The following is a 20,366-nucleotide window of genomic DNA, read 5'->3' on the forward strand; positions in this document are numbered from 1 at the left end:
CGTCATGACGAACGACTCCGCACCCCTGCCCCAGCCGGACGACGACGCGCCGGCCCCCGTCCCGCGGACGCGCATCCCGGAGCTGCTGCACGCCGCCGTCACCGCGGTCGGCGGCGTCGAGCGGCCCGGCCAGGTCACCATGGCCGCGGCCGTCGCCGACGCCGTCGACGAGGGCGAGCACCTGCTCGTCCAGGCCGGCACCGGCACCGGCAAGTCCCTCGCCTACCTGGTGCCCGCGCTGGCCCACGGCGACCGCGTGGTGGTCGCCACCGCGACCCTGGCCCTCCAGCGCCAGCTCGTGGAGCGCGACCTGCCCCGCACCGTCGAGGCGCTCCATCCGGTGCTGCGCCGCCGCCCGGCCTACGCCATGCTCAAGGGCCGCTCCAACTACGTCTGCCTGCACCGGGTGCACGAGGGCACCCCGGCGGACGAGGGCGAGGGCCTGTTCGACGCCGCCGAGGTGCTCGGCGGGCCCGGCAGCAAGCTCGGGCAGGACGTGCTGCGCCTGCGCGCGTGGGCCGAGGAGACCGAGACGGGCGACCGCGACGACCTCTCCCCGGGCGTCTCGGACAAGGCCTGGGCCCAGCTCGCCGTGACCTCCAAGGAGTGCCTGGGCGCCACCAAGTGCCCGTACGGCCAGGAGTGCTTCGCCGAGGCCGCCCGCGAGCGGGCCAAGCTGGCGGACGTGGTCGTCACCAACCACGCGATGCTGGCGATCGACGCCATCGAGGGCGCCCCGGTGCTGCCGGAGCACGGCCTGCTGATCGTCGACGAGGCGCACGAGCTGGTCAACCGGGTCACCGGCGCGGCCACCGCCGAGCTCACGGTGCACGCCGTCAACCGGGCCGTGCGGCGAGCCGCGAAGCTGGCCAACGAGAAGGCGGTGGACGCCCTCCAGGCCGCCGCCGAGAACTACCACGGCCTGATGGAGACGGCCCAGCCCGGCCGGGTCGAGGAGCTGCCCGAGTACCTCGCGTACGCGGTCGCCGGCATCCGGGACGCCTGCCGCCAGGTCATCACCTCGCTCGGGGAGACGCGCGACAAGTCGCTCTCCGACGAGGACGCGGTGCGCAAGCAGGCGATGGCCTCCGCCGAGTCGCTGCACGAGACCGCCGAGCGGCTGCTCCTGGGGTCCGAGTACGACGTGGTGTGGATCGAGCGCAACGACCGCTTCGGCATGGGCGCGGCCTCGCTGCGGGTCGCGCCGCTGAGCGTCTCCGGCCTGCTGCGGGAGGGGCTCTACAAGGACCGCTCGGTGGTGCTCACCTCCGCCACGCTCAAGCTGGGCGGGGACTTCACCGGGGTGGCCGCCTCGGTCGGCCTGCCCGCCGAGGGCCGGCTGCCGGACGAGCGGTCCTCCGCCGAGCCGGAGCCGGCGGAGGGCGAGGACGCGCCGCCGCTGTGGCGCGGCATCGACGTCGGCTCGCCGTTCAGCTACCCGAAGCAGGGCATCCTGTACGTCGCCAAGCACCTGCCGCCGCCCGGCCGCGAGCCGGACCGGCCGGAGATGCTGGACGAGCTGGCCGAGCTGATCGGCGCGGCCGGCGGCCGGACACTGGGCCTGTTCTCCTCGATGCGGGCGGCGCAGGCCGCCGCGGAGGCGCTGCGGGAGCGGCTGGACAACCCGATCCTGCTCCAGGGTGAGGAGACGCTGGGCGAGCTGATCCGGGCCTTCGCCTCGGACGCCGCGACCTGCCTGTTCGGCACGCTGTCGCTGTGGCAGGGCGTGGACGTGCCCGGTGCGGCCTGCCAGCTGGTGGTGATGGACCGCATCCCGTTCCCGCGGCCGGACGACCCGCTGATGAGCGCCCGGCAGAAGGCCGTGGAGGAGGGCGGCGGCAACGGCTTCATGGCCGTCGCGGCCACCCACGCCGCGCTGCTGATGGCGCAGGGCGCGGGCCGGCTGGTGCGCGCGGCCGACGACCGGGGGATCGTCGCGGTGCTGGACCCGCGGCTGGCCACCGCCCGGTACGGCGGCTTCTTCCGGTCGTCGATGCCGGACTTCTGGTACACCACCGACCGCAATCAGGTGCGGCGCTCGCTGGCCGCGATCGACGCCTCGGCGCCGCCGGTGGTACCGGTGGCCAAGCGGTCCTGACGCACGCAGTGGCCGTGAGGGGGCGCCGGGGTCTCGCCCCGGCGCCCCCTCACGGCCACCGTCGGTGTGCCGGTGCCACGCCCTAGAGGCGACGCAGCACCGCCACGACCTTGCCCAGGATGGTGGCGTTGTCGCCGGGGATCGGGTCGTACGCCGGGTTGTGCGGCATCAGCCAGATCTTGCCGTCCTCGCGCTTGAGGCGCTTGACGGTGGCCTCGCCGTCGATCATCGCGGCCACGATGTCGCCGTTCTCGGCGACCGGCTGGCGGCGGACGGTGACCCAGTCGCCGTCGCAGATCGCGGCCTCGATCATGGAGTCGCCGCGGACGGTCAGCGCGAACAGCTCGCCCTCGCCGACCAGCTGACGGGGGAGCGGGAAGACGTCCTCGACGGTCTGCTCGGCGAGGATCGGGCCGCCGGCCGCGATCCGGCCGACCAGCGGCACGTACGAGGTGGAGGGGCGGCCGGCCGTCTCGGCCGTGTTCGGCCGGGCGACCTCGCCGCCGCGGACCTCGTAGGCGCGCGGGCGGTGCGGGTCGCGGCGCAGGAAGCCCTTGCGCTCCAGGGCCATCAGCTGGTGCGCCACCGAGGAGGTGGAGGAGAGGCCGACGGCCTGGCCGATCTCGCGCATGGAGGGCGGGTACCCGCGGCGCTGGACCGAGTCCCTGATGACCTCGATGACCCGGCGCTGGCGCTCGGTCAGCCCGGCCTCGTCGGTGCGGATGCCGGGAGGACGGCCGGGCATGGAACGGACGGGGGTGGGCGCGCCGAGCACGGCATCCTGCACGGCAGCGTGCTCGATCGGCTGGCTACGGCTCATGCTCTGGTCCACGCTCTGCTGATCCGGGGTGCGCGCGGAGCGCTCCTGTACCGGGATGGAGTTGCTCTTCAGATCTACGGTGTTCATGGCGGCCCCTCTTGGACAGGCGTCTCTCCCTTGTCCAGCTCAACTGGTGCCCCTATCGAAAGGTTGCGCCAAACACACGTTCGAGTGAATTATTTAGCAGTTTGCTGACTCGATCAAGACTTTGGGTGTACGGCCGTGCGGGGCATTGGGTCGTACGTCGATTAAATGTTCGACTCGGCAGCCACGGGCAGTCTAATTCACTCGATCCCGGGATTTCGATCCCCCTGCGCCATCCTCGGCGTGGCGTGGCGGCGGAACCTAGATCTTGTGCCAGTCTCGCCGGTCGGGGCCCACAGGTTGTGGTCGAGGTTGCTTCCGACCCACATCCATCGCGTAGAGTGTCCCGGTCCGCTGTCACGCCGCCAGGGAGGGAGTCTCAGGTGCACTGCCCCTTCTGCCGGCATCCTGACAGCCGAGTCGTGGACAGCCGTGCGAGCGACGACGGCAGCTCGATCCGCCGCCGTCGCCAGTGCCCGGACTGCGGCCGCCGCTTCACCACGGTGGAGACGGCGACCCTGATGGTGATCAAGCGCAGCGGCGTCACCGAGCCGTTCTCCCGCGAGAAGGTGATCTCCGGAGTCCGCAAGGCCTGCCAGGGCCGCCCGGTCACCGAGGACGCCCTCGCCCAGCTCGGCCAGCGCGTCGAGGAGTGCGTGCGCGCCTCCGGCAGCGCCGAGCTGTCCACCCACGACGTCGGCCTGGCCATACTCGGTCCGCTCAAGGAGCTCGACGTCGTCGCGTACCTCAGGTTCGCGTCCGTGTACCGGGCCTTCGACGGCCTGGAGGACTTCGAGGCTGCCATCGCGGAGCTCCGCGCCGAGCAGCCCTTCAGCCCCGAGGGCGGCACCCCGGTGCCCGCCCCCGCAGCCGCGCCCTAACGGGCCGGAGCTCGACCCGGCCGCCCGCGGCCGGCGCGCGCCCTCACCACGGGTGCAGAACACAACACATCGTGCGAAAGCGGTCGGCGTCCACGGCTGCCCGCACACCAGGAAGCGAACCACCGGATGCCCGGAAGCATCGCGGCGTCCAGGGCGTTGGCCCAGGAGGAGGAGAAGAAGTGACAGACACGACGAGCGGTTCCGCACGCGGGTCGAAGTCCGAGAAGGCGACCAAGGCGGCCGGCAAGGCTTCCAAGGGCGGCCTGCGGATCGAGCGCATCTACACCACCCCTGGCGTCCACCCCTACGACCAGGTGACGTGGGAGCGCCGGGACGTCGTCATGACCAACTGGCGTGACGGCTCGATCAACTTCGAGCAGCGCGGCGTCGAGTTCCCCGACTTCTGGTCGGTGAACGCGGTGAACATCGTCACCTCGAAGTACTTCCGCGGCGCCGTCGGCACCCCGCAGCGCGAGTGGAGCCTCAAGCAGATCATCGACCGGGTGGTGCTCACCTACCGCGCCGCCGGTGAGAAGCACGGCTACTTCGCCGGCCCGGACGAGGCCGAGATCTTCGAGCACGAGCTGACGCACGCCCTCCTCCACCAGGTGTTCAGCTTCAACTCGCCGGTCTGGTTCAACGTCGGCACCAAGCAGCCCCAGCAGGTCTCCGCCTGCTTCATCCTGGCCGTCGACGACTCCATGGAGTCGATCCTCGACTGGTACAAGGAAGAGGGCATGATCTTCAAGGGCGGCTCCGGCGCCGGCCTCAACCTTTCCCGGATCCGTTCCTCCAAGGAACTGCTCTCCTCCGGCGGCAACGCCTCCGGCCCGGTCTCCTTCATGCGCGGCGCCGACGCCTCGGCCGGCACCATCAAGTCCGGCGGTGCGACCCGCCGCGCGGCCAAGATGGTCGTCCTGGACGTGGACCACCCGGACGTCGAGGCCTTCATCGAGACCAAGGTGAAGGAGGAGGAGAAGATCCGCGCGCTGCGCGACGCCGGTTTCGACATGGACCTGGGCGGCGACGACATCGCGTCCGTCCAGTACCAGAACGCCAACAACTCCGTCCGCGTCTCCGACGAGTTCATGACCGCGGTCGAGAACGGCACCGAGTTCGGCCTGCGCGCCCGGATGACCGGCGAGGTCATCGAGACCGTCGACGCCAAGAAGCTGTTCCGCAAGCTGGCCGAGGCCGCCTGGGCCTGCGCCGACCCCGGCATCCAGTACGACTCGACGATCAACCACTGGCACACCTGCCCGGAGTCCGGCCGCATCAACGCGTCCAACCCCTGCTCCGAGTACATGCACCTGGACAACTCCAGCTGCAACCTCGCCTCGCTGAACCTGATGAAGTTCCTCCGCGACGACGACTCCTTCGACGCCGAGCGCTTCGCCAAGGTCGTCGAGCTGGTCATCACCGCGATGGACATCTCCATCTGCTTCGCCGACTTCCCGACCGAGAAGATCGGCGAGACCACCCGCGCCTACCGCCAGCTCGGCATCGGCTACGCCAACCTCGGCGCCCTGCTGATGGCCACCGGCCACGCGTACGACTCCGAGGGCGGCCGGGCGCTCGCCGGCGCCATCACCTCGCTGATGACCGGCACCGCCTACCGTCGCGGCGCCGAGCTCGCCGGCGTCGTCGGCCCGTACGACGGCTACGCCCGCAACGCGGCCCCGCACCAGCGGGTCATGCAGCAGCACGCCGACGCGAACGCCGCCGCCGTGGCGGTCGACGACCTGGACGCCCCGGTGTGGGCCGCCGCCACCGAGACCTGGGGCGACGTGCTCCGCCTCGGCGCGCAGAACGGCTTCCGCAACGCCCAGGCCTCGGTGCTGGCCCCGACCGGCACCATCGGCCTGATGATGGACTGCGACACCACCGGCGTCGAGCCCGACCTCGCCCTGGTCAAGTTCAAGAAGCTGGTCGGCGGCGGCTCGATGCAGATCGTCAACGGCACCGTGCCGCGCGCCCTGCGCCGCCTCGGCTACCAGGACGAGCAGGTCGAGGCGGTCGTCGCGCACATCGCCGAGAACGGCAACGTGGTCGACGCCCCCGGCCTGAAGGCCGCCCACTACGAGGTCTTCGACTGCGCGATGGGCGAGCGCTCCATCTCGCCGATGGGCCACGTGCGGATGATGTCGGCGATCCAGCCGTGGATCTCCGGCGCCATCTCGAAGACGGTCAACATGCCCGAGAACGCCACCGTCGAAGAGGTCGAGGAGATCTACTTCGAGGCGTGGAAGCTCGGCGTGAAGGCGCTGGCCATCTACCGCGACAACTGCAAGGTCGGCCAGCCGCTCTCGGCGAAGACCAAGACCCCCGCCGTGGAGGCGAAGGCCGCCGAGGCCCCCGCCGCGGTCGAGAAGGTCGTCGAGTACCGCCCCGTCCGCAAGCGTCTCCCCAAGGGCCGCCCCGGCATCACCACGTCCTTCACGGTCGGCGGTGCCGAGGGCTACATGACGGCCAACTCCTACCCGGACGACGGCCTCGGCGAGGTCTTCCTGAAGATGTCCAAGCAGGGTTCGACCCTCGCGGGCATGATGGACGCCTTCTCGATCGCCGTCTCGGTCGGCCTGCAGTACGGCGTGCCGCTGGAGACCTACGTCTCGAAGTTCACCAACATGCGCTTCGAGCCGGCCGGTCTGACGGACGACCCGGACGTGCGGATGGCGCAGTCGATCGTCGACTACATCTTCCGCCGCCTGGCGCTCGACTTCCTGCCGTTCGAGACCCGTTCCGCGCTCGGCATCCACTCCGTCGAGGAGCGCACCCGCCACCTGGAGACCGGCTCCTACGAGCCCGTCGAGGAGGACGTTGACGTGGAGGGCCTCGCCCAGTCCGCGCCGATCGCCCCGCCGAAGGCGGCCGAGCAGCCCGCCCCGGCGAAGTCGCAGGCGGCCCGGGCCCAGGCCCACAACTCGACCGAACTGGTGGAGATCCAGCTCGGCCTCAACGCCGACGCGCCGCTCTGCTTCTCCTGCGGCACCAAGATGCGCCGCGCCGGCAGCTGCTACCTGTGCGAGGGCTGCGGCTCGACCAGCGGCTGCAGCTGACACCGGCGGTCCGCGGGGTGCAACACCCCGCGTGACCCGCACAGGTGACTGACCAGCAGCGCACGAAGGGGACCGGCCACCGGCCGGTCCCCTTCCTCGTGTCCGCCGCCCGGCCCTCCGGGGTCAGCTCCTCCCGGCCCGGGCGGGGCGGCCCGGCAGTCCGGTGGGGGCGGCCTCCGGGGCGGTGCCGGCAGCGGCCGTCGGTCCGCCGCGCCGCAGAACGGCGGCGGCGAGGACGAACGCGAGGGCGAGCAGGCCGGCCGCCGTGCCGAAGGCGAGATGGAATCCGCCGGTGAGGGCCTCGGGCGTGGGGTGTCCGGCGCCGCTGCGGGCGCCGGCCAGCGTGGAGAGGACGGCGACGCCGAGGGCGGCGCCGACCTGCTGGGTGGTGTTGAAGAGACCGGAGGCGGTGCCGGCGTCCTCGGGTTCGGCACCGGACATGCCGAGCACGGTGAGCGCGGAGAGGACGAGCCCGCCGCCGCCGACGAGCAGCATGGTCGGCAGCAGGTGCGCGGCGTAGGCGGCGTGCACGGGGAGCCGGACGAGCAGCAGCATGGCCGCGGTCAGCAGGGCCAGCCCGGCGAGCAGGACGGCGCGTTCGCCGTAGCGGGCGTTGAGCCGGGCGGAGAGGCCGAGCGAGACGGCGCCGATCAGGACGGCCGCCGGGAGCATGGCGAGTCCGGTGGCGAGCGCTCCGTAGCCGAGGACGTCCTGCATGAAGAGGGCGGCCATGATCTGGAAGCCGAACATCGCGCCGATCGCGAGCACCTGGACGAGGTTGGCGGCGGTGGCGTTCCGGGCGCGGAACATCCGCAGCGGGAGCAGGGGGTGGGCCGCGGTGGCCTGTCGGGCGACGAATCCGGCGAGCAGGGCGGCCGCGAGGCCGGCCGAGCCGAGGGTGTGGGTTGAGCCCCAGCCGTGCGGGCCCGCGCCGACGATGCTGTGGACGGCGGTCATCAGGCCGCTGGTGACCAGGAGGGCACCGGGCAGGTCGAGGTGTCCGCCGGCGAGCCCGGGGCCGCGGTCGTCGGCCAGGGTGCGCAGCGCGAGCACGATGGCGACGAGGCCGATCGGCAGGTTGACGAAGAAGATCCAGTGCCAGTTGACGGCTTCGGTGAGCACGCCGCCGAGGACCTGCCCGAGCGAGGCGCCGGTGGCGCCGACGAAGCTGAACGCCCCGATGGCGCGGCCGCGTCCGCGGGGTTCGGGGAAGAGCGTGACGATCATGCCGAGGCTGACGGCGGAGGCCGCCGCGCCGCCGGCGCCCTGCGCGAACCGGGCGGCGATCAGCATTCCCTGGGTGGTGGCGAGGCCGCACAGGAGGGAGGCGGCGGTGAAGACGGTCAGTCCGGCGACGAACATCCGGCGCCGGCCGAGCCGGTCGCCGAGGCGGCCGGCGAGCAGCAGCAGTCCGCCGAAGGCGATGGCGTAGGCGTTGACCGTCCAGGTGAGGTCGGCGGCGGAGAAGTGCAGGTCGCGCTGGATGGCCGGGAGGGCGACGGTGACGATGCTGCCGTCCAGGATGATCATCAGCATCCCGGCGCAGAGCACTGCGAGTGCCGTTCGGCGTGAGCGCGGCCGCTTCGGGGTGTGCGGGGACATGGCGTCTCCTCCTGTCGTCGGGACAGGTAAGACGCTAGCAGATAGTTTTGTACGGGACTATCTATGTCGGGATTAGCTTCGGGTGCGGCGGGCCCGCCGCACCGGGCGCTCGGACTCCACCGGCACGGCGAGATGACCTTCGGACAGCGCCGAGAGCGCCCGGACGAACGCCGCCCGGTCGTCGGCGGGCAGGGCGTCCAGCACGTCCTGGTGCACCCGGTCGGCGATCCTTGCGCCGTCCGCGACGGCCTGCTCGCCGGCCGGGGTCACATGGATGACCCGGGCCCGGCGGTCGGTGCGGGACGGCCGGCGCTCCGCGAGGCCGGCGCCCTCCAGTTCGTCGACGGTGACCACCATGGTGGTCTTGTCCAGGTCGGAGAGCTCGGCCAGCTGGATCTGGGTCCGCTCGGTCTCCAGCGCGTGGTGCAGGACGCAGAAGGCGCGCGGGGTGATCCCGAGTTCGGCGAAGGCGGCCGTCATCCGGGTGGCCAGCACGTGGCTGGTGTGGGTCAGCAGGGCCGAGAGGTCGGCCACCCGGAGGCCGGTGGTTTCGGTGCTCATGCTGCGAGGGTAACAACTCGGGCGGCATCGGGATTATCCCGTTGTGGACGTTTTGCGAGTCGGCCGCCCGTCCCGCGAGGGCGTCGGCTCAGTGCGGCGGCGGCACCGGCCACTCGCGGTGCAGGGCCGGCAGCGGCAGGTCCGCCGAGAACACCGGCGTGCCGAGGACGGAGATCCGCGCGAACACGGTGCCCGTGACGTCGAGCCCGGCCCGGGTGGACCAGCTGCCCGCCACCACCGGCGGCCGGCCGGAGCCGTTCAGGGTCACCGTGCCGTCGACCCGGGTGGTCAGGTACGGCTCCACGGTGGCCCGCACGCCCACCGCGCCGTACAGGCCGACGCCGGCCTCGGAGGCCAGACCGGTACGGACCGCCGCGTGGCCGGCCAGCCTGGCGCGGACGGGCCCGGCCTCGGTGCTGCCCGGATCGGCGGCGGAGGTCCAGCCCCGGCCGCGCAGGTAGTCGGCGTGCACCGCCCACCGGCCGTCCAGGTCCTGTTCGGTGTCGACGGTGACCGTGCCGTCGGCGCTCACGGTCAGGTAGCAGGTGAGGTCGAGGTTGACCACGACGGGGAAGCCGGCCACGGTCAGCACCGGGTCGGCGCTGAGCCGCGCGATCGGGATGCGCAGCGGTGCGGCTCCCGCGCCGAGCGCCGCGTCGATCCGCCAGGTGGCGTGGGAGCCGAGGGTGAAGCCGACCCGGGCCCGCTCCGGGCCGCCCTGGAGCAGTCGGGTGCCGTCGTAGGAGAAGTCGACCGCGGGGTCGAGTTCGATGCCGGCGGCGAGTGCGGCGGTGGCCCCGCCGGGCAGCGGCACCGCAGTGTGCGCGTCGAGGGTGAGCCGCGCGGAGGCGCTGCCCGCGCCGCCGCCGGGGTGGCCGGTGAAGCTCGTGGTCAGGTCCTTGACGAGCGGCTGGACGGTGATCGTGTGCGGGTCGACCGCGGCGTGCAGGCTGGTGGCGGTGGTGCCGAGCAGTTCGGTGACGGCGGCCGGCCGGGTGGTGACCTCTGTCCGGCCCCCGGAGCTGTGCCCGACGCCGGTGACGGAGACCAGGGCGCCGTGCGGTGCGGCCGGGGAGGGCGGGCTGGCGATGAGGCGGCCCGCTCGCACCGGGTCGGCGTCCGGGCCGCCCGTGGTCGGGGCGCTCAGGGCGGCCCGGCCGGTGCCGGGGTCGTAGGCGACCAGGCGGACCCCGGCGCCGCCGGCGGGCCGGGCAGGGGCGCGGCCGTCCGGTGCGGGGGTGGCCACGGCCGCGGTGGCGGGCCCGTCGGTGGATCCGCCGGCGGGGGTGGGCGCCGCCGCGGGGCCGGGCGGGGTGGCCGGGGCGGCGGCCGTGAGGGCCCCGGCCCGGGCGTCCGCGGCCGGTTTCGGAGCGGTCGAGGCGCAGCCGGTGGCGGCGGCGAGCAGCAGGGGAAGGACGATCGCGGGCAGTATTCGGGTGCCGTGGCGCATACGGAGGGTTCACATTCGGGGCGGTGAGGGCAGGGTGAGGCGGGGCGGGGGTGGCCGCCCGGCTGAATTCTTGGCATGTTACTGGCGAGTCGTCAGACGGCGCGAAAGTGACGGGGGCTCAACTTCTGGAGGTGGCCGACGTATGAGTTTCGGGTGGCATGCCCGACGGGTGGCGGATCCGGCGCTGCCCTTGCGGGTGCGGGTGGCCGCGCTGCGCTCCTGTGTGCAGCTGTACCGGCCCTTGGGGTTCCACGGAACGCTGGATCGGCTGGCCGGCGTGGCCGGCCCGTACCAGCGGGACGAGGCCGCACTGCTGCGGGCGCTGGAGGTATTGGAGGCGGACCGGGCCGGCTGGCTGGCGGAGTTGGAGGCGTACGCGCGTGCGCGGCGGTCGGGCAAGCGCTGCGGGCGTCGGGTGCCGGCCGAGGGGGAGCGGAACCCGAACGACCGGGGGCGCTGGTCGGCGTGACCGGGCGGGCGCCCCGCGGGCCGGCTGTCAACTTTGGTTGACAATTCGGATCCGTCAACCTAAGTTGACACCATGAGCGAGACGAAGCAGCTCGCGGCGGACGCGAGCAGTCGTGATCCCGCGATCGGCCTGCGGGCCGTCCGGGCACTGCGCGACCTGGCCGACCGGCTGGAGGACCTCCAGGTGGGCAACGCCCGTACGCAGGGCTGGTCCTGGCAGGAGATCGCCGCCTGCCTGGGCGTGAGCCGGCAGGCGGTGCACAAGAAGTACGCCAAGCGGTTGTTCGGTGGGAGAGGAGAGGGCTGACCATGTTCGAGAGGTTCACGGCCCGGGCGCGGCAGGCCGTCACCCGGGCGCAGGCGGAGGCGCGCGAGCTGGGCGCGGAGCGGATCGGTGCGGAGCACCTGCTGCTGGCGCTCCTGGCCGACGCCGAGGACCCGGTCGCGGTGCTGCTCGCCGGGGGCGGGCTGGACCACGCCGCGGCCCGGGAAGATCTCGTCCGGCTGGCGGCGGGCGCGGTCGACGGCCGGGCCCTCGCGGCGATCGGCGTCGACCTGGACGCCGTCCGGGAGGCGGTGGAGTCCGTGTTCGGCGAGGGCGCCCTGGGCCGGCCGGCGGCGGCCGAGCGGGGCCCGCGCCGGCGGGCCACCTTCTCCGGCCCGGCCAAGAAGGTGCTGGAACTGTCCCTGCGCGAGGCGCTCCGGCTGCGGCAGAAGGAGATCGGCACCGGCCACCTGCTGCTCGGCCTGCTCCGCGCGGAGGACGGCACCGTCACCGAGGTGCTCGCCGCCCACGGCATCGATCGGGAGCAGTTGCGGTCCGAGGTCGAGGCCGAGCTGGCCCGCAGCGGGGGAGGGCCGCCTGACACCCACCCGGGTACGGGGCTCCGGGGCAGGGGCGGCCCCGGGTTACCGGGTGGTACGGGCGCGGAGCGTCAGTGGGGGCAACTGACCGTCAACTCGCCCGTTGAGTCGAAAAGCTGAATGGATATGATCTGCTGACCGCGTGTACCGATCAACTGTCCGGTACGCAGCCCGTGGCACGCTCCCCGTGGTGCGCGCCGGACAGTCCGCGCGCAGTCCGTTCTGCCGCCGACGCCGCCCGAGGATCAGACAGATGAGAGCTCGCACGCGCCCCGCTCGCGTGGCACACCAGGGACGCGACGGCAGCCTCATCGCGTGGACGGCCGCCGGCGCCCTGCTCGGCATCGCCGTCGCGGCCGGCGCCGTCACCCTCGCCCCCGCGGCCCACCGGGCCGCCGTCGCGGCCGCGCTCGGCGGCGCCACCCTGTTCTGGTGCGCCCTGGTGGCGTACGCCGCCCGGCTCGGCGGCCGGGCCCGGCACGCCGAGCGCCACCTCGCCACCGCCCAGCGGGACCTGGCCGAGACCGGCGCCACCGCGGGCTCCCTGCAGGCCGAGCTCACCGCCGCGCACACCACCGCGGGCGCGCTGCGCGCGGCCCTGGCCACCGCTCAGATCGAGGCCAAGGAGGGCCGCGCCGACCTGGCGCAGTCCCGGGCCGTCGAGCAGAACGTGCGCGCCGAGCTCGCCGCGCTGCACGAGGCGCACGCCTCCGCCGTCCGCGACCGCACCGAACTCGCCGCCCTGCGCGACCAGGTGCTGCCCGACGTGGTCGAACGCCTGCGGGCCGGCGCCTCGGTGGACGCCGTGCTCGCCCGCCACGACCTGCCCGTCCACCACGCCCTGCTGCGGACGTTCGCCGAGGAGGTCGCCCGCGGCGAACGCCAGCGCGCCGCCGCCCTCGCGGTCTGCGCCACGGCCGCCGGACGCGTCCAGGCCCTGGCCACCTCCATGCACGCCGAACTGCGCGACATGCAGCACCGGCACGGCGAGGACGTCCTCGGCGACCTGCTCGCCCTCGACCACTCCACCGCCCAGGTCGGCCGGATGGCCGACTCCATCGCCGTCCTCACCGGGGCCCGCTCCGGCCGCCGCTGGACGAAGCCGATCGGCGTGGAGTCCGTCCTGCGCGGCGCACTCGGCCGGATCGGCGCCTACCAGCGGGTCCGGCTGCACTCCGCCTCCACCGCCGCGGTGGCCGGCTACGCGGCCGAGGGCGTCATGCACGTCCTCGCCGAACTCCTCGACAACGCCGCGAACTTCTCCGCCCCGCCGGGCGAGGTCCACGTGTACGTCGAGGAGGTCCACTCCGGCCTGGTGATCACCGTGGAGGACGGCGGCCTCGGCCTCAGCGAGAGCTGGCTGCGCCGCGCCGAACTCGCGGTCGGCGCCGCGTCGCTGGACCTCACCGCGCTCTCCGCCGGCACCCGGCTGGGCCTCGCCGTGGTCGGTTCGCTGGCCCGCAAGCACGGCCTGTCGATCTCCTTCCGCCCGTCCGCCCGCGGCGGCACCGGCGTCGTGGTGCTGATCCCCGAGCAGCTGGTCACCCACCCGGCGCCGGCCCTCGCCCGCACCCTCGCCGAGGACCGCCCGGCCGCCGCGCCGGCGCGGGCCGAGCGCGCACCGCAGTCCGCCCGGCCCGCGCTGGAGACCGCGCCGCCGCCGGCCGACCGCGACCTCGAACCCGCAACCCCGGCCGCCCCGGGCAACGGCCTGCCGCAGCGTCGCCGCGGGCAGACCCTGGCGGCGGCGACCCCGGCGGACGCGCCCACCGCGCCGCGCCGGCCGGACCGCACCGGAGCGGCACTCTCCGCAGCCCGCTTCGGCGCCTTCCGCAAGGCCCTGCAAGGGGCCGAGACCCCCGACGCCTCCCCGAAGGACGATGCCTGATGAGCAGCAGCACCGACCGCGACCTCGACTGGCTGCTGGAGAACCTGCTGACCGCCACCCCCGGCGCGCGGCACGCCCTGGTCCTCTCGGCCGACGGCCTGAAGCTCTGCCACACCGCCGAGCTGGGCACCGACCGGGCCGACCAGCTGGCCGCGATCGCCTCCGGCATGCAGAGCCTCGCGCACGGCGCCTCGATCGAGTTCGGTGACCGCACCGGCGGGGTCCGCCAGTCGATGACCGAGTTCCACGGCGGGATCCTGTGCATCGTGGCGGCCGGCGAGGGCGCCCACCTGGCCGTGGTCACCGACGACGACGCCGACGTCGGCGTCGTGGGGCACAACATGCTGGGGCTGATCGAGCAGATCGGGGTCTTCCTGAGCGCCCCGCCGCGCGAGATCGAGGCCGGGGTGTGAGCCGGCCGCTCGCCGGCCGGGACGAGGACCCGGACCGGCTCTACACGGTGACCCGCGGCCGCAGCAGGCCCCGGAGCACGCCTTCGACCTGGTGACGCTGATCGTCACCGAGCAGGAGCCGGTGCTCGGCATGCAGTCCGAGCACGCCCGGATCCTCCGGCTGTGCGCGACCCCGACGGCCGTGGTGGAGATCGCGGCCGAACTGGGCCTGCCGGTGAGCATCGTCAAGATCCTGCTCGGCGACCTGCTGGAGGCCGGCCGGGTCACCGCCCGCCATCCGCGGTTCGCCCCGTCCAGGGCCCGCCTGCCCGACCTCGACACGCTGAAGCAGGTACTGCATGGTCTCCAACAGCTCTGACGCCGCCCTGCTGGCCGGGCGGGCGCCACTGGTCGGCACCGCCTCGAACGGCCTGAAGATCGTCGTGGTGGGCGGCTTCGGCGTGGGCAAGACCACCCTGGTCGGCTCGGTGAGCGAGATACGCCCGCTCAACACCGAGGAGACGATGACCCGGGCCGGGGAGGGCATCGACGACCTCGCCGGCATCGAGGAGAAGCGCTCCACCACCGTCGCCTTCGACTTCGGCCGGATCACGCTGAACGCCGAGAACGTGCTCTACCTGTTCGGCGCGCCCGGCCAGGAGCGCTTCTGGTTCCTCTGGGACCGGCTGTTCAGCGGCGCGCTCGGTGCGGTCGTCCTGGTGGACACCCGCCGGCTGGAGGAGTCCTGGTACGCCATCGACCGCCTCGAACACCACGGCACCCCGTTCGTGGTGGCCCGCAACAACTTCGGGCCGCAGGAGCACACCCTGGAGGAGATCAGGGCCGCCCTGGACCTCCCCGCGCACATCCCGCTGATCGACTGCGACGCCCGGGACCGCGCGTCGAGCAAGCAGGTGCTGATCGAGCTCGTCCGCCATCTGCACCGCCTGGCGCTGGCAGAGGCCTCCAGAGAGGACACCCCGTGACCGAGCCCGCGTCCACGCCCCCGCCCGGCTGCCCGGCGCACGCCGACGCGGCCCCGCTGTACGGGCCGCGCTTCCAGACCGATCCCGGCGGCGTGTACCGGGAGCTGCGCGAGCAGCACGGCCCGGTCGCCCCGGTCGAGCTGGCCGGCGGGGTGCCCGCCTGGCTGGTGATCGGCTACCGCGAACTCCAACTGGTCACCGGCCAGTCGAAGGTCTTCGGCCGGGACTCCACCCGGTGGAACCAGTGGCCGCACATCCCCGCCGACTGGCCGCTCAAGCCGATGATGGCCCCCGTCCCGTCGATCCTCTACGCGGAGGGCGCCGAGCACCAGCGCCGCAGCGCCGCGGTGACCGACGCGCTGGCCGGCGTCGACCCGTACGAACTGCGCAAGTACAGCGAGGAGATCGCCGACCGGCTGATCGACTCCTTCGCCGGGCGCGGCGAGGTGGACCTGGTCGCCGAGTACGCGCACCGGATGCCGCTGCTGGTGCTGTGCCGGATGCTCGGCCTGGGCGAGGACGAGGCCCCGGTGCTGATCCAGGGTCTGGTCGCGATGCTGGACGGCGGCGCCGACGCGCAGGCCGGCGCTCAGCAACTGCTCACCGTGATGCTGGACCTGGTGCGCCGCCGGCGCGAGCGGCCCGCCGCCGACCTCACCTCGCGGCTGCTCGCGCACGAGGCCGGCCTGGACGACGAGGAGGTCATGCGCGACCTGCGGGTCCTGCTGATCGCCGGTCACCAGCCGTGCGCGTACTGGATCGCCAACGCGCTGCGGCTGATGCTCACCGACGAGCGCTTCGCGGCCTCGCTCTCCGGCGGGCGGCGCTCGATCGGGCAGGCGCTCGGCGAGGCGCTGTGGGAGGACACCCCGACCCAGATCTTCGCCGGGCGCTGGGCCACCCGCGACACCCAGCTCGGCGGGCAGCGGATCGCCAAGGGCGACATGGTGCTGCTGGGCTTCGCCGGAGCCAACGCGGACCCGACCGTCCGCCAGGAGTCGGGCCGCCCGGCCGAGGGCAACCGCGCCTACCTGAGCTTCTCCTACGGCGACCACGGCTGCCCGTTCCCGGCCCGGGAGGCCGCCGAGGTGATCGCCACCACCGCGATCGAGGTCCTGCTGGACCGGCTGCCGGACCTTCGGCTGGCGGTGACCGAGAGCGCCCTGGTGTGGCGGCCCTCGGCGTGGGTGCGGGCGCTGGTGGCGCTGCCGGTGGCGTTCACGCCGGGTTATGTGGCGGAGTGACGGACCCGAGGGAAGGGGCGCGGCGATGACCGAGCCGATCGTGATGGATCCGCTGGCGCGCGACAACGCGGCGGAGGGTGCGCTGCTGCGCGCGGCCGGGCCGGTGGTGCCGGTGGAGCTGCTGGGCGTGCGCGGCTGGGCGGTCACCCGGCACGCGGAGGCCCGGCAGCTGCTCACCGACGCCCGGCTGGTGAAGGACGCCGCGCACTGGGCGGCCTACCAGCGGGGCGAGGTGCCGAAGAGCTGGCCGCTGATCGGCCTGGCCGTCCCCGGCCCGTCGATGGTGACCACGGACGGCCCCGCCCACCGCCGGCTGCGGGCGATCGTGGCGCAGGCCTTCACCCCGCGCCGGGTGGAGCTGATGCGGCCCAAGGTCGAGCAGGTCACCGCGGAGCTGCTCGACCGGCTGGCCGCGGCCGGCCCGGTGGTCGACCTCAAGACGGCGTTCGCCTTCCCGCTGCCGATGTCGGTGATCGGCTGGCTGCTGGGCGTGCCCGAGCACGACCACGCGTACATCCGTGAGCTGTACGAGCGGTTCTTCTCCAGCACCACGAAGCCCGCCGACGTGCCGGCCACCATCGCCGCGCTGAACGCCTTCGTGGCCGACCTGGTGGCCCGCCGCCGGGCCGAGCCCGGCGACGACCTGATCAGCGCCCTGCTGGCGGCCGACGTGGAGGGCGGCGCGCTCACCGACACGGAGGCCGCGGCGACGCTGCGGGTGATCATCGCGGCCGGGCACGAGACGACCGTCAACCTGATCACCAACGCGGTACGGGCGCTGCTGGCCCACCCCGACCAGCTGGCGCTGGCCCGGGCGGGCGAGGTGGGCTGGCCGGCGGTGGTCGAGGAGTCGCTCCGCTGGACGCCGCCGACCAGCAACTTCCTGTTCCGCTTCGCCACCGAGGACGTCAAGGCGGGCGGCACGGTGATCCCGGCCGGGGACGCGGTGCTGATCTCGTACAACGCGATCGGCCGGGACCCGCTGCAGCACGGGGTCACCGCCGAGGTGTTCGACATCACCCGGGATCCGTCCCGGCACCTGTCCTTCGGCCACGGGCCGCACGTCTGCCCGGGCTCCCCGCTGGCCCGGCTGGAGGCGGTCGTGGCGCTGCCCGCGCTGTTCGAGCGGTTCCCCGGGCTGGCCCTGGCGGTCGGCGACGAGGACCTGCGGCCCAACCCGACGATGGTCGTCAACAGTCTGCGGGACCTTCCCGTCACCCTGTGAAGGCGGGGCGGTCCGGAGGGCCACCGGCCTTCCAGCACAACCTGGTTACGGCCGGGACACCGGCCGATGAAGGTCGAACACGGATCTTGGCGTGAGGTAACCCGTGGGTTAACGTCTTCAAGCCAGCGCCGCTGGGTACAGCTCGATCAACCGGTTCAGCGCAGTGTCGTTCTGTCTTACCGCCGGCATCCCGCATGCCCTGCCGAGGAGGACCGCATTGACCACCCCCACGATCGCCTGCGAGGCCAGCCGATGACCACACTCCTGCGGCGGCGCCTGCTGGCCGTCCCCGCCGTTCTCGGCCTCGCGCTCGCCGCGGCGTGCTCGAACAGTTCCTCCGGCGGTGGCGGCGGTGCCTCGGCCGCCGCGACGCTCACCGGCGACTGTGCCAAGTACCAGCCCTACGCCGGCCACTCCGGGACGAAGGTGACGATGTTCGCCTCGATCCTCAGCCCGGAGTCGGACTCGCTGGAGAAGTCCTGGGCCGAGTTCAGCTCTTGTACGGGCATCAAGATCTCGTACGAGGGCTCCAACGACTTCGAGTCGCAGCTGCCCGTCCGGGTGAGCGGCGGCAACGCCCCCGACTTCGCGATCATCCCGCAGCCGGGCCTGCTCGCCCAGATGGTGAAGACCGGCAAGGTCGTGAAGCCGCCGGCGGGCACCGTGGCGAACGAGGACAAGTGGAGCCCGGTCTGGAAGACCTACGGCTCGGTCAACGGCACCTTCTACGCGGCGCCGATGAGCGCCAACATGAAGTCGCTGGTCTGGTACTCGCCGAAGGCCTTCAAGGCGGCCGGCTACGAGGTGCCGAAGACCTGGGCCGACATGATGACCCTCAGTACCAAGATCGCCACGTCGGGCAGCATGAAGCCCTGGTGCGGCGGCATCGGCTCCGGCACCGCGACCGGCTGGCCGGCCACCGACTGGGTCGAGGAGGTCGTCCTCGGCAGCTACGGCGGCGACGTCTACGACCAGTGGGTCAGCCACCAGATCAAGTTCAGCGACCCGAAGATCACCGGCGCGATGAAGACGGTGGCCGACTGGATGCAGAACCCGGCCTTCGTCAACGGCGGCATCGGCGACGTGAAGTCGATCGCCACCACGACCTTCCAGGACGCCGGTGCGCCGATCCTCGCCGGCAAGTGCGCGATGCTCCAGCAGGCCTCGTTCTACCGCGCGCAGTGGGCCAAGGGCACCAAGATCAGTGCGGACGGCGACGTCTTCGCCTTCCACCTGCCGGCGGTGAACCCGCAGGTCAACAACCCGGTCGAGGGCGGCGGCGAGTTCCTGGCCGCGTTCTCCTCGCGGCCCGAGGTGCAGGCCGTGCAGAACTACCTCTCCAGCAGCGACTGGGCGAGCAGCCGGGTGAAGGTATCCTCGGGCTGGGTCTCCGCCAACCAGGGCGTCGACAAGAGTCTGTACACCGACCCGATCGACAAGATCTCGGCCGAGGCGCTCACCGACCCGGCCGCGACGTTCCGGTTCGACGGCTCCGACCTGATGCCGGCCGCGGTCGGCGCGGGCCAGGAGTGGAAGTCGTTCACCGCCTGGTTCGCCGAGGGACAGTCCATCCAGAAGGTGGCGGCTGACATCGACGCGGCCTGGCCGCAGTAACGACAGTCGTCGCGGGCAGCGCGGGTCCCACCCGCCCGCGCTGCCCCCTCCTGTGTCCGAGGAAGGATCCTTCGCATGCCCACGGTCTCGGCCTCGGCCGTCCAGCTCGCCGATTCGGCCTGGACGGACGCGTCGATCAAGCTCGGCAACAGCGTCGGCGCCATCGCCGGCTTTCTCGGCATTCTGCTCCTGATCTTCTTCGCGGCCGGCCGGGCCGGCGGCCGGTTCACCCGGCCGCTGGCGATCGCCGTGATGCTCGGCCCGGCGGCGCTGCTGCTGGTGGTGGGCCTGGTGGTGCCGCTGGTGCGCACCGTCTACCTGAGCTTCTCCAACGACGACTCGACCCGGTCGGTGGGCGGCGCCAACTACGGCTGGGCGCTGACGACGGACTCCATCCACCAGGTGCTGTGGAACACCCTGCTCTGGCTGGTGATCGCCCCACTGGTGGCCACCGGCCTCGGCCTGCTGCTGGCCCTGCTGGTCGACCGGATGCGCGGCCAGGCGGTCTACAAGTCGCTGCTCTTCATGCCGATGGCGATCTCGCTGGTCGGCGCCTCGATCATCTGGAAGTTCGTCTACGACGCCCGTGACCCCGCGCAGCCGCAGATCGGTCTGCTGAGCCAGATCGCGATCAGCCTGGGCTGGCACCACCCGCCGAACTGGATCCTGTCGCACCCCCTCAACAACTTCCTGCTGATGGTGGTCATGGTCTGGGTGCAGACCGGTTTCGCGATGGTGGTGCTGTCCGCGGCGATCAAGGCGATCCCGGACGAGATCACCGAGGCGGCCCGGCTGGACGGCGCCCGCGGATTCCGGCTGTTCCGGCACGTGACGGTGCCGATGATCCGCACCACCCTGGTGGTGGTGCTCACCACGGTCATGATCACCACGCTGAAGGCCTTCGACATCGTCCGCACCATGACCGGCGGCAACTTCGGCACCCAGGTGCTGGCCAACGAGATGTACTCGCAGTCCTTCGTCCAGTTCAACGTCGGACGCGGCAGCGCGCTCGCGGTGATCCTCTTCCTGGCGGTGACCCCGCTGGTGGCCTACAACATCGTCCAGCTGCGCAAGGAGCGTGAGCACCGATGAGCGAGCAGCTGGCCCAGCCGGCCACCGAGCCGGCGCCG

General features: G+C 72.9%; 17 protein-coding genes and 1 pseudogene. 14 read left to right on the forward strand and 4 right to left on the reverse strand.

The genetic code is table 11. The features are described from left to right. The first annotated feature begins 4 nt into the window (after positions 1 to 4). Positions 5 to 2,098, forward strand: coding sequence for an ATP-dependent DNA helicase (locus tag ABEB13_RS27330; RefSeq protein WP_345707570.1), 2,094 nt, complete (start codon positions 5 to 7; stop codon positions 2,096 to 2,098). Between the two features lie 82 nt (positions 2,099 to 2,180). Here ABEB13_RS27330 and lexA read toward each other — a convergent pair whose 3' ends face one another. Beyond that, entirely contained in the window at positions 2,181 to 2,918 is a 738-nt protein-coding gene (lexA, locus tag ABEB13_RS27335; RefSeq protein ID WP_100892588.1) for a transcriptional repressor LexA, read from the reverse strand. Between the two features lie 467 nt (positions 2,919 to 3,385). Here lexA and nrdR point away from each other — a divergent pair, with 467 nt between their 5' ends. Together nrdR and ABEB13_RS27345 are read left to right on the forward strand one after the other, a co-directional pair. Then, positions 3,386 to 3,883, forward strand: coding sequence for a transcriptional regulator NrdR (gene nrdR, locus ABEB13_RS27340; RefSeq protein WP_345707571.1), 498 nt, complete (start codon positions 3,386 to 3,388; stop codon positions 3,881 to 3,883). A gap of 179 nt (positions 3,884 to 4,062) precedes the next feature. Then, on the forward strand, positions 4,063 to 6,942 hold the full coding sequence (locus tag ABEB13_RS27345) for a vitamin B12-dependent ribonucleotide reductase (RefSeq protein WP_345707572.1): 2,880 nt from the start codon (positions 4,063 to 4,065) through the stop codon (positions 6,940 to 6,942). Positions 6,943 to 7,065: 123 nt separating this feature from the next. Here ABEB13_RS27345 and ABEB13_RS27350 read toward each other — a convergent pair whose 3' ends face one another. The 3 genes from ABEB13_RS27350 to ABEB13_RS27360 all read right to left on the reverse strand — a co-directional run bounded on the left by ABEB13_RS27350 (position 7,066) and on the right by ABEB13_RS27360 (position 10,555). Beyond that, positions 7,066 to 8,544, reverse strand: a complete 1,479-nt coding sequence (locus ABEB13_RS27350; RefSeq protein ID WP_345707573.1) for an MFS transporter — start codon at positions 8,542 to 8,544, stop codon at positions 7,066 to 7,068. A gap of 72 nt (positions 8,545 to 8,616) precedes the next feature. After that, entirely contained in the window at positions 8,617 to 9,105 is a 489-nt protein-coding gene (locus tag ABEB13_RS27355) for a MarR family winged helix-turn-helix transcriptional regulator (protein ID WP_345707574.1), read from the reverse strand. 88 nt (positions 9,106 to 9,193) lie between these two features. Continuing rightward, positions 9,194 to 10,555 (reverse strand): hypothetical protein, encoded by a 1,362-nt coding sequence (locus tag ABEB13_RS27360; RefSeq protein WP_345707575.1) that lies wholly within the window; start codon positions 10,553 to 10,555, stop codon positions 9,194 to 9,196. 142 nt (positions 10,556 to 10,697) lie between these two features. Here ABEB13_RS27360 and ABEB13_RS27365 point away from each other — a divergent pair, with 142 nt between their 5' ends. From ABEB13_RS27365 to ABEB13_RS27415, 11 genes and pseudogenes are all read left to right on the forward strand, one after another. Next, a complete protein-coding gene (locus ABEB13_RS27365) occupies positions 10,698 to 11,024 on the forward strand; it encodes a hypothetical protein (RefSeq protein ID WP_345707576.1) in 327 nt (108 codons plus the stop codon). A 72-nt stretch (positions 11,025 to 11,096) separates the two neighbouring features. Continuing rightward, complete coding sequence (locus tag ABEB13_RS27370; protein ID WP_100888304.1) at positions 11,097 to 11,330, forward strand: RNA polymerase subunit sigma-70; 234 nt, start codon at positions 11,097 to 11,099, stop codon at positions 11,328 to 11,330. A gap of 2 nt (positions 11,331 to 11,332) precedes the next feature. Next, the gene (locus ABEB13_RS27375) at positions 11,333 to 12,007 is read left to right on the forward strand and encodes a Clp protease N-terminal domain-containing protein (protein ID WP_345707577.1); all 675 of its coding nucleotides are present in this window, start codon (positions 11,333 to 11,335) and stop codon (positions 12,005 to 12,007) included. A gap of 160 nt (positions 12,008 to 12,167) precedes the next feature. Next, positions 12,168 to 13,775 carry a sensor histidine kinase gene (locus ABEB13_RS27380; protein ID WP_345707578.1) on the forward strand — a complete coding sequence of 536 codons (1,608 nt, stop codon included), beginning with the start codon at positions 12,168 to 12,170 and terminating at the stop codon, positions 13,773 to 13,775. Next, positions 13,775 to 14,188, forward strand: a complete 414-nt coding sequence (locus ABEB13_RS27385; RefSeq protein ID WP_100888302.1) for a roadblock/LC7 domain-containing protein — start codon at positions 13,775 to 13,777, stop codon at positions 14,186 to 14,188. The genes ABEB13_RS27380 and ABEB13_RS27385 overlap by 1 nt, the downstream gene beginning before the upstream one ends. Continuing rightward, positions 14,185 to 14,546: pseudogene (locus ABEB13_RS27390) on the forward strand (DUF742 domain-containing protein). Before ABEB13_RS27385 ends, ABEB13_RS27390 begins: the two are co-directional and overlap by 4 nt. Beyond that, positions 14,527 to 15,153, forward strand: a complete 627-nt coding sequence (locus ABEB13_RS27395; protein ID WP_345707579.1) for a GTP-binding protein — start codon at positions 14,527 to 14,529, stop codon at positions 15,151 to 15,153. Before ABEB13_RS27390 ends, ABEB13_RS27395 begins: the two are co-directional and overlap by 20 nt. After that, positions 15,150 to 16,397, forward strand: coding sequence for a cytochrome P450 (locus ABEB13_RS27400; protein ID WP_100888299.1), 1,248 nt, complete (start codon positions 15,150 to 15,152; stop codon positions 16,395 to 16,397). The genes ABEB13_RS27395 and ABEB13_RS27400 overlap by 4 nt, the downstream gene beginning before the upstream one ends. Positions 16,398 to 16,422: 25 nt before the next feature. Continuing rightward, complete coding sequence (locus ABEB13_RS27405; protein WP_345707580.1) at positions 16,423 to 17,622, forward strand: cytochrome P450 family protein; 1,200 nt, start codon at positions 16,423 to 16,425, stop codon at positions 17,620 to 17,622. Between the two features lie 252 nt (positions 17,623 to 17,874). Next, positions 17,875 to 19,236, forward strand: coding sequence for an ABC transporter substrate-binding protein (locus ABEB13_RS27410; protein ID WP_345707581.1), 1,362 nt, complete (start codon positions 17,875 to 17,877; stop codon positions 19,234 to 19,236). A gap of 75 nt (positions 19,237 to 19,311) precedes the next feature. Continuing rightward, a complete protein-coding gene (locus tag ABEB13_RS27415) occupies positions 19,312 to 20,328 on the forward strand; it encodes a carbohydrate ABC transporter permease (RefSeq protein WP_345707582.1) in 1,017 nt (338 codons plus the stop codon). Positions 20,329 to 20,366: the final 38 nt, after the last annotated feature.

The sequence above is a fragment of the Kitasatospora paranensis genome (assembly GCF_039544005.1).
Lineage (GTDB): Bacteria > Actinomycetota > Actinomycetes > Streptomycetales > Streptomycetaceae > Kitasatospora > Kitasatospora paranensis.

Excerpts from the sequence above, each read along its gene's own strand:
- ABEB13_RS27330 (WP_345707570.1), top strand. The coding sequence starts at position 5 with ATGACGAACGACTCCGCACCCCTGCCCCAGCCGGACGACGACGCGCCG.
- lexA (WP_100892588.1), bottom strand. The coding sequence starts at position 2,918 with ATGAGCCGTAGCCAGCCGATCGAGCACGCTGCCGTGCAGGATGCCGTG.
- ABEB13_RS27350 (WP_345707573.1), bottom strand. The coding sequence starts at position 8,544 with ATGTCCCCGCACACCCCGAAGCGGCCGCGCTCACGCCGAACGGCACTC.
- ABEB13_RS27355 (WP_345707574.1), bottom strand. The coding sequence starts at position 9,105 with ATGAGCACCGAAACCACCGGCCTCCGGGTGGCCGACCTCTCGGCCCTG.
- ABEB13_RS27360 (WP_345707575.1), bottom strand. The coding sequence starts at position 10,555 with ATGCGCCACGGCACCCGAATACTGCCCGCGATCGTCCTTCCCCTGCTG.
- ABEB13_RS27365 (WP_345707576.1), top strand. The coding sequence starts at position 10,698 with ATGAGTTTCGGGTGGCATGCCCGACGGGTGGCGGATCCGGCGCTGCCC.
- ABEB13_RS27370 (WP_100888304.1), top strand. The coding sequence starts at position 11,097 with ATGAGCGAGACGAAGCAGCTCGCGGCGGACGCGAGCAGTCGTGATCCC.
- ABEB13_RS27375 (WP_345707577.1), top strand. The coding sequence starts at position 11,333 with ATGTTCGAGAGGTTCACGGCCCGGGCGCGGCAGGCCGTCACCCGGGCG.
- ABEB13_RS27385 (WP_100888302.1), top strand. The coding sequence starts at position 13,775 with ATGAGCAGCAGCACCGACCGCGACCTCGACTGGCTGCTGGAGAACCTG.
- ABEB13_RS27395 (WP_345707579.1), top strand. The coding sequence starts at position 14,527 with ATGGTCTCCAACAGCTCTGACGCCGCCCTGCTGGCCGGGCGGGCGCCA.
- ABEB13_RS27405 (WP_345707580.1), top strand. The coding sequence starts at position 16,423 with ATGACCGAGCCGATCGTGATGGATCCGCTGGCGCGCGACAACGCGGCG.
- ABEB13_RS27410 (WP_345707581.1), top strand. The coding sequence starts at position 17,875 with ATGACCACACTCCTGCGGCGGCGCCTGCTGGCCGTCCCCGCCGTTCTC.
- ABEB13_RS27415 (WP_345707582.1), top strand. The coding sequence starts at position 19,312 with ATGCCCACGGTCTCGGCCTCGGCCGTCCAGCTCGCCGATTCGGCCTGG.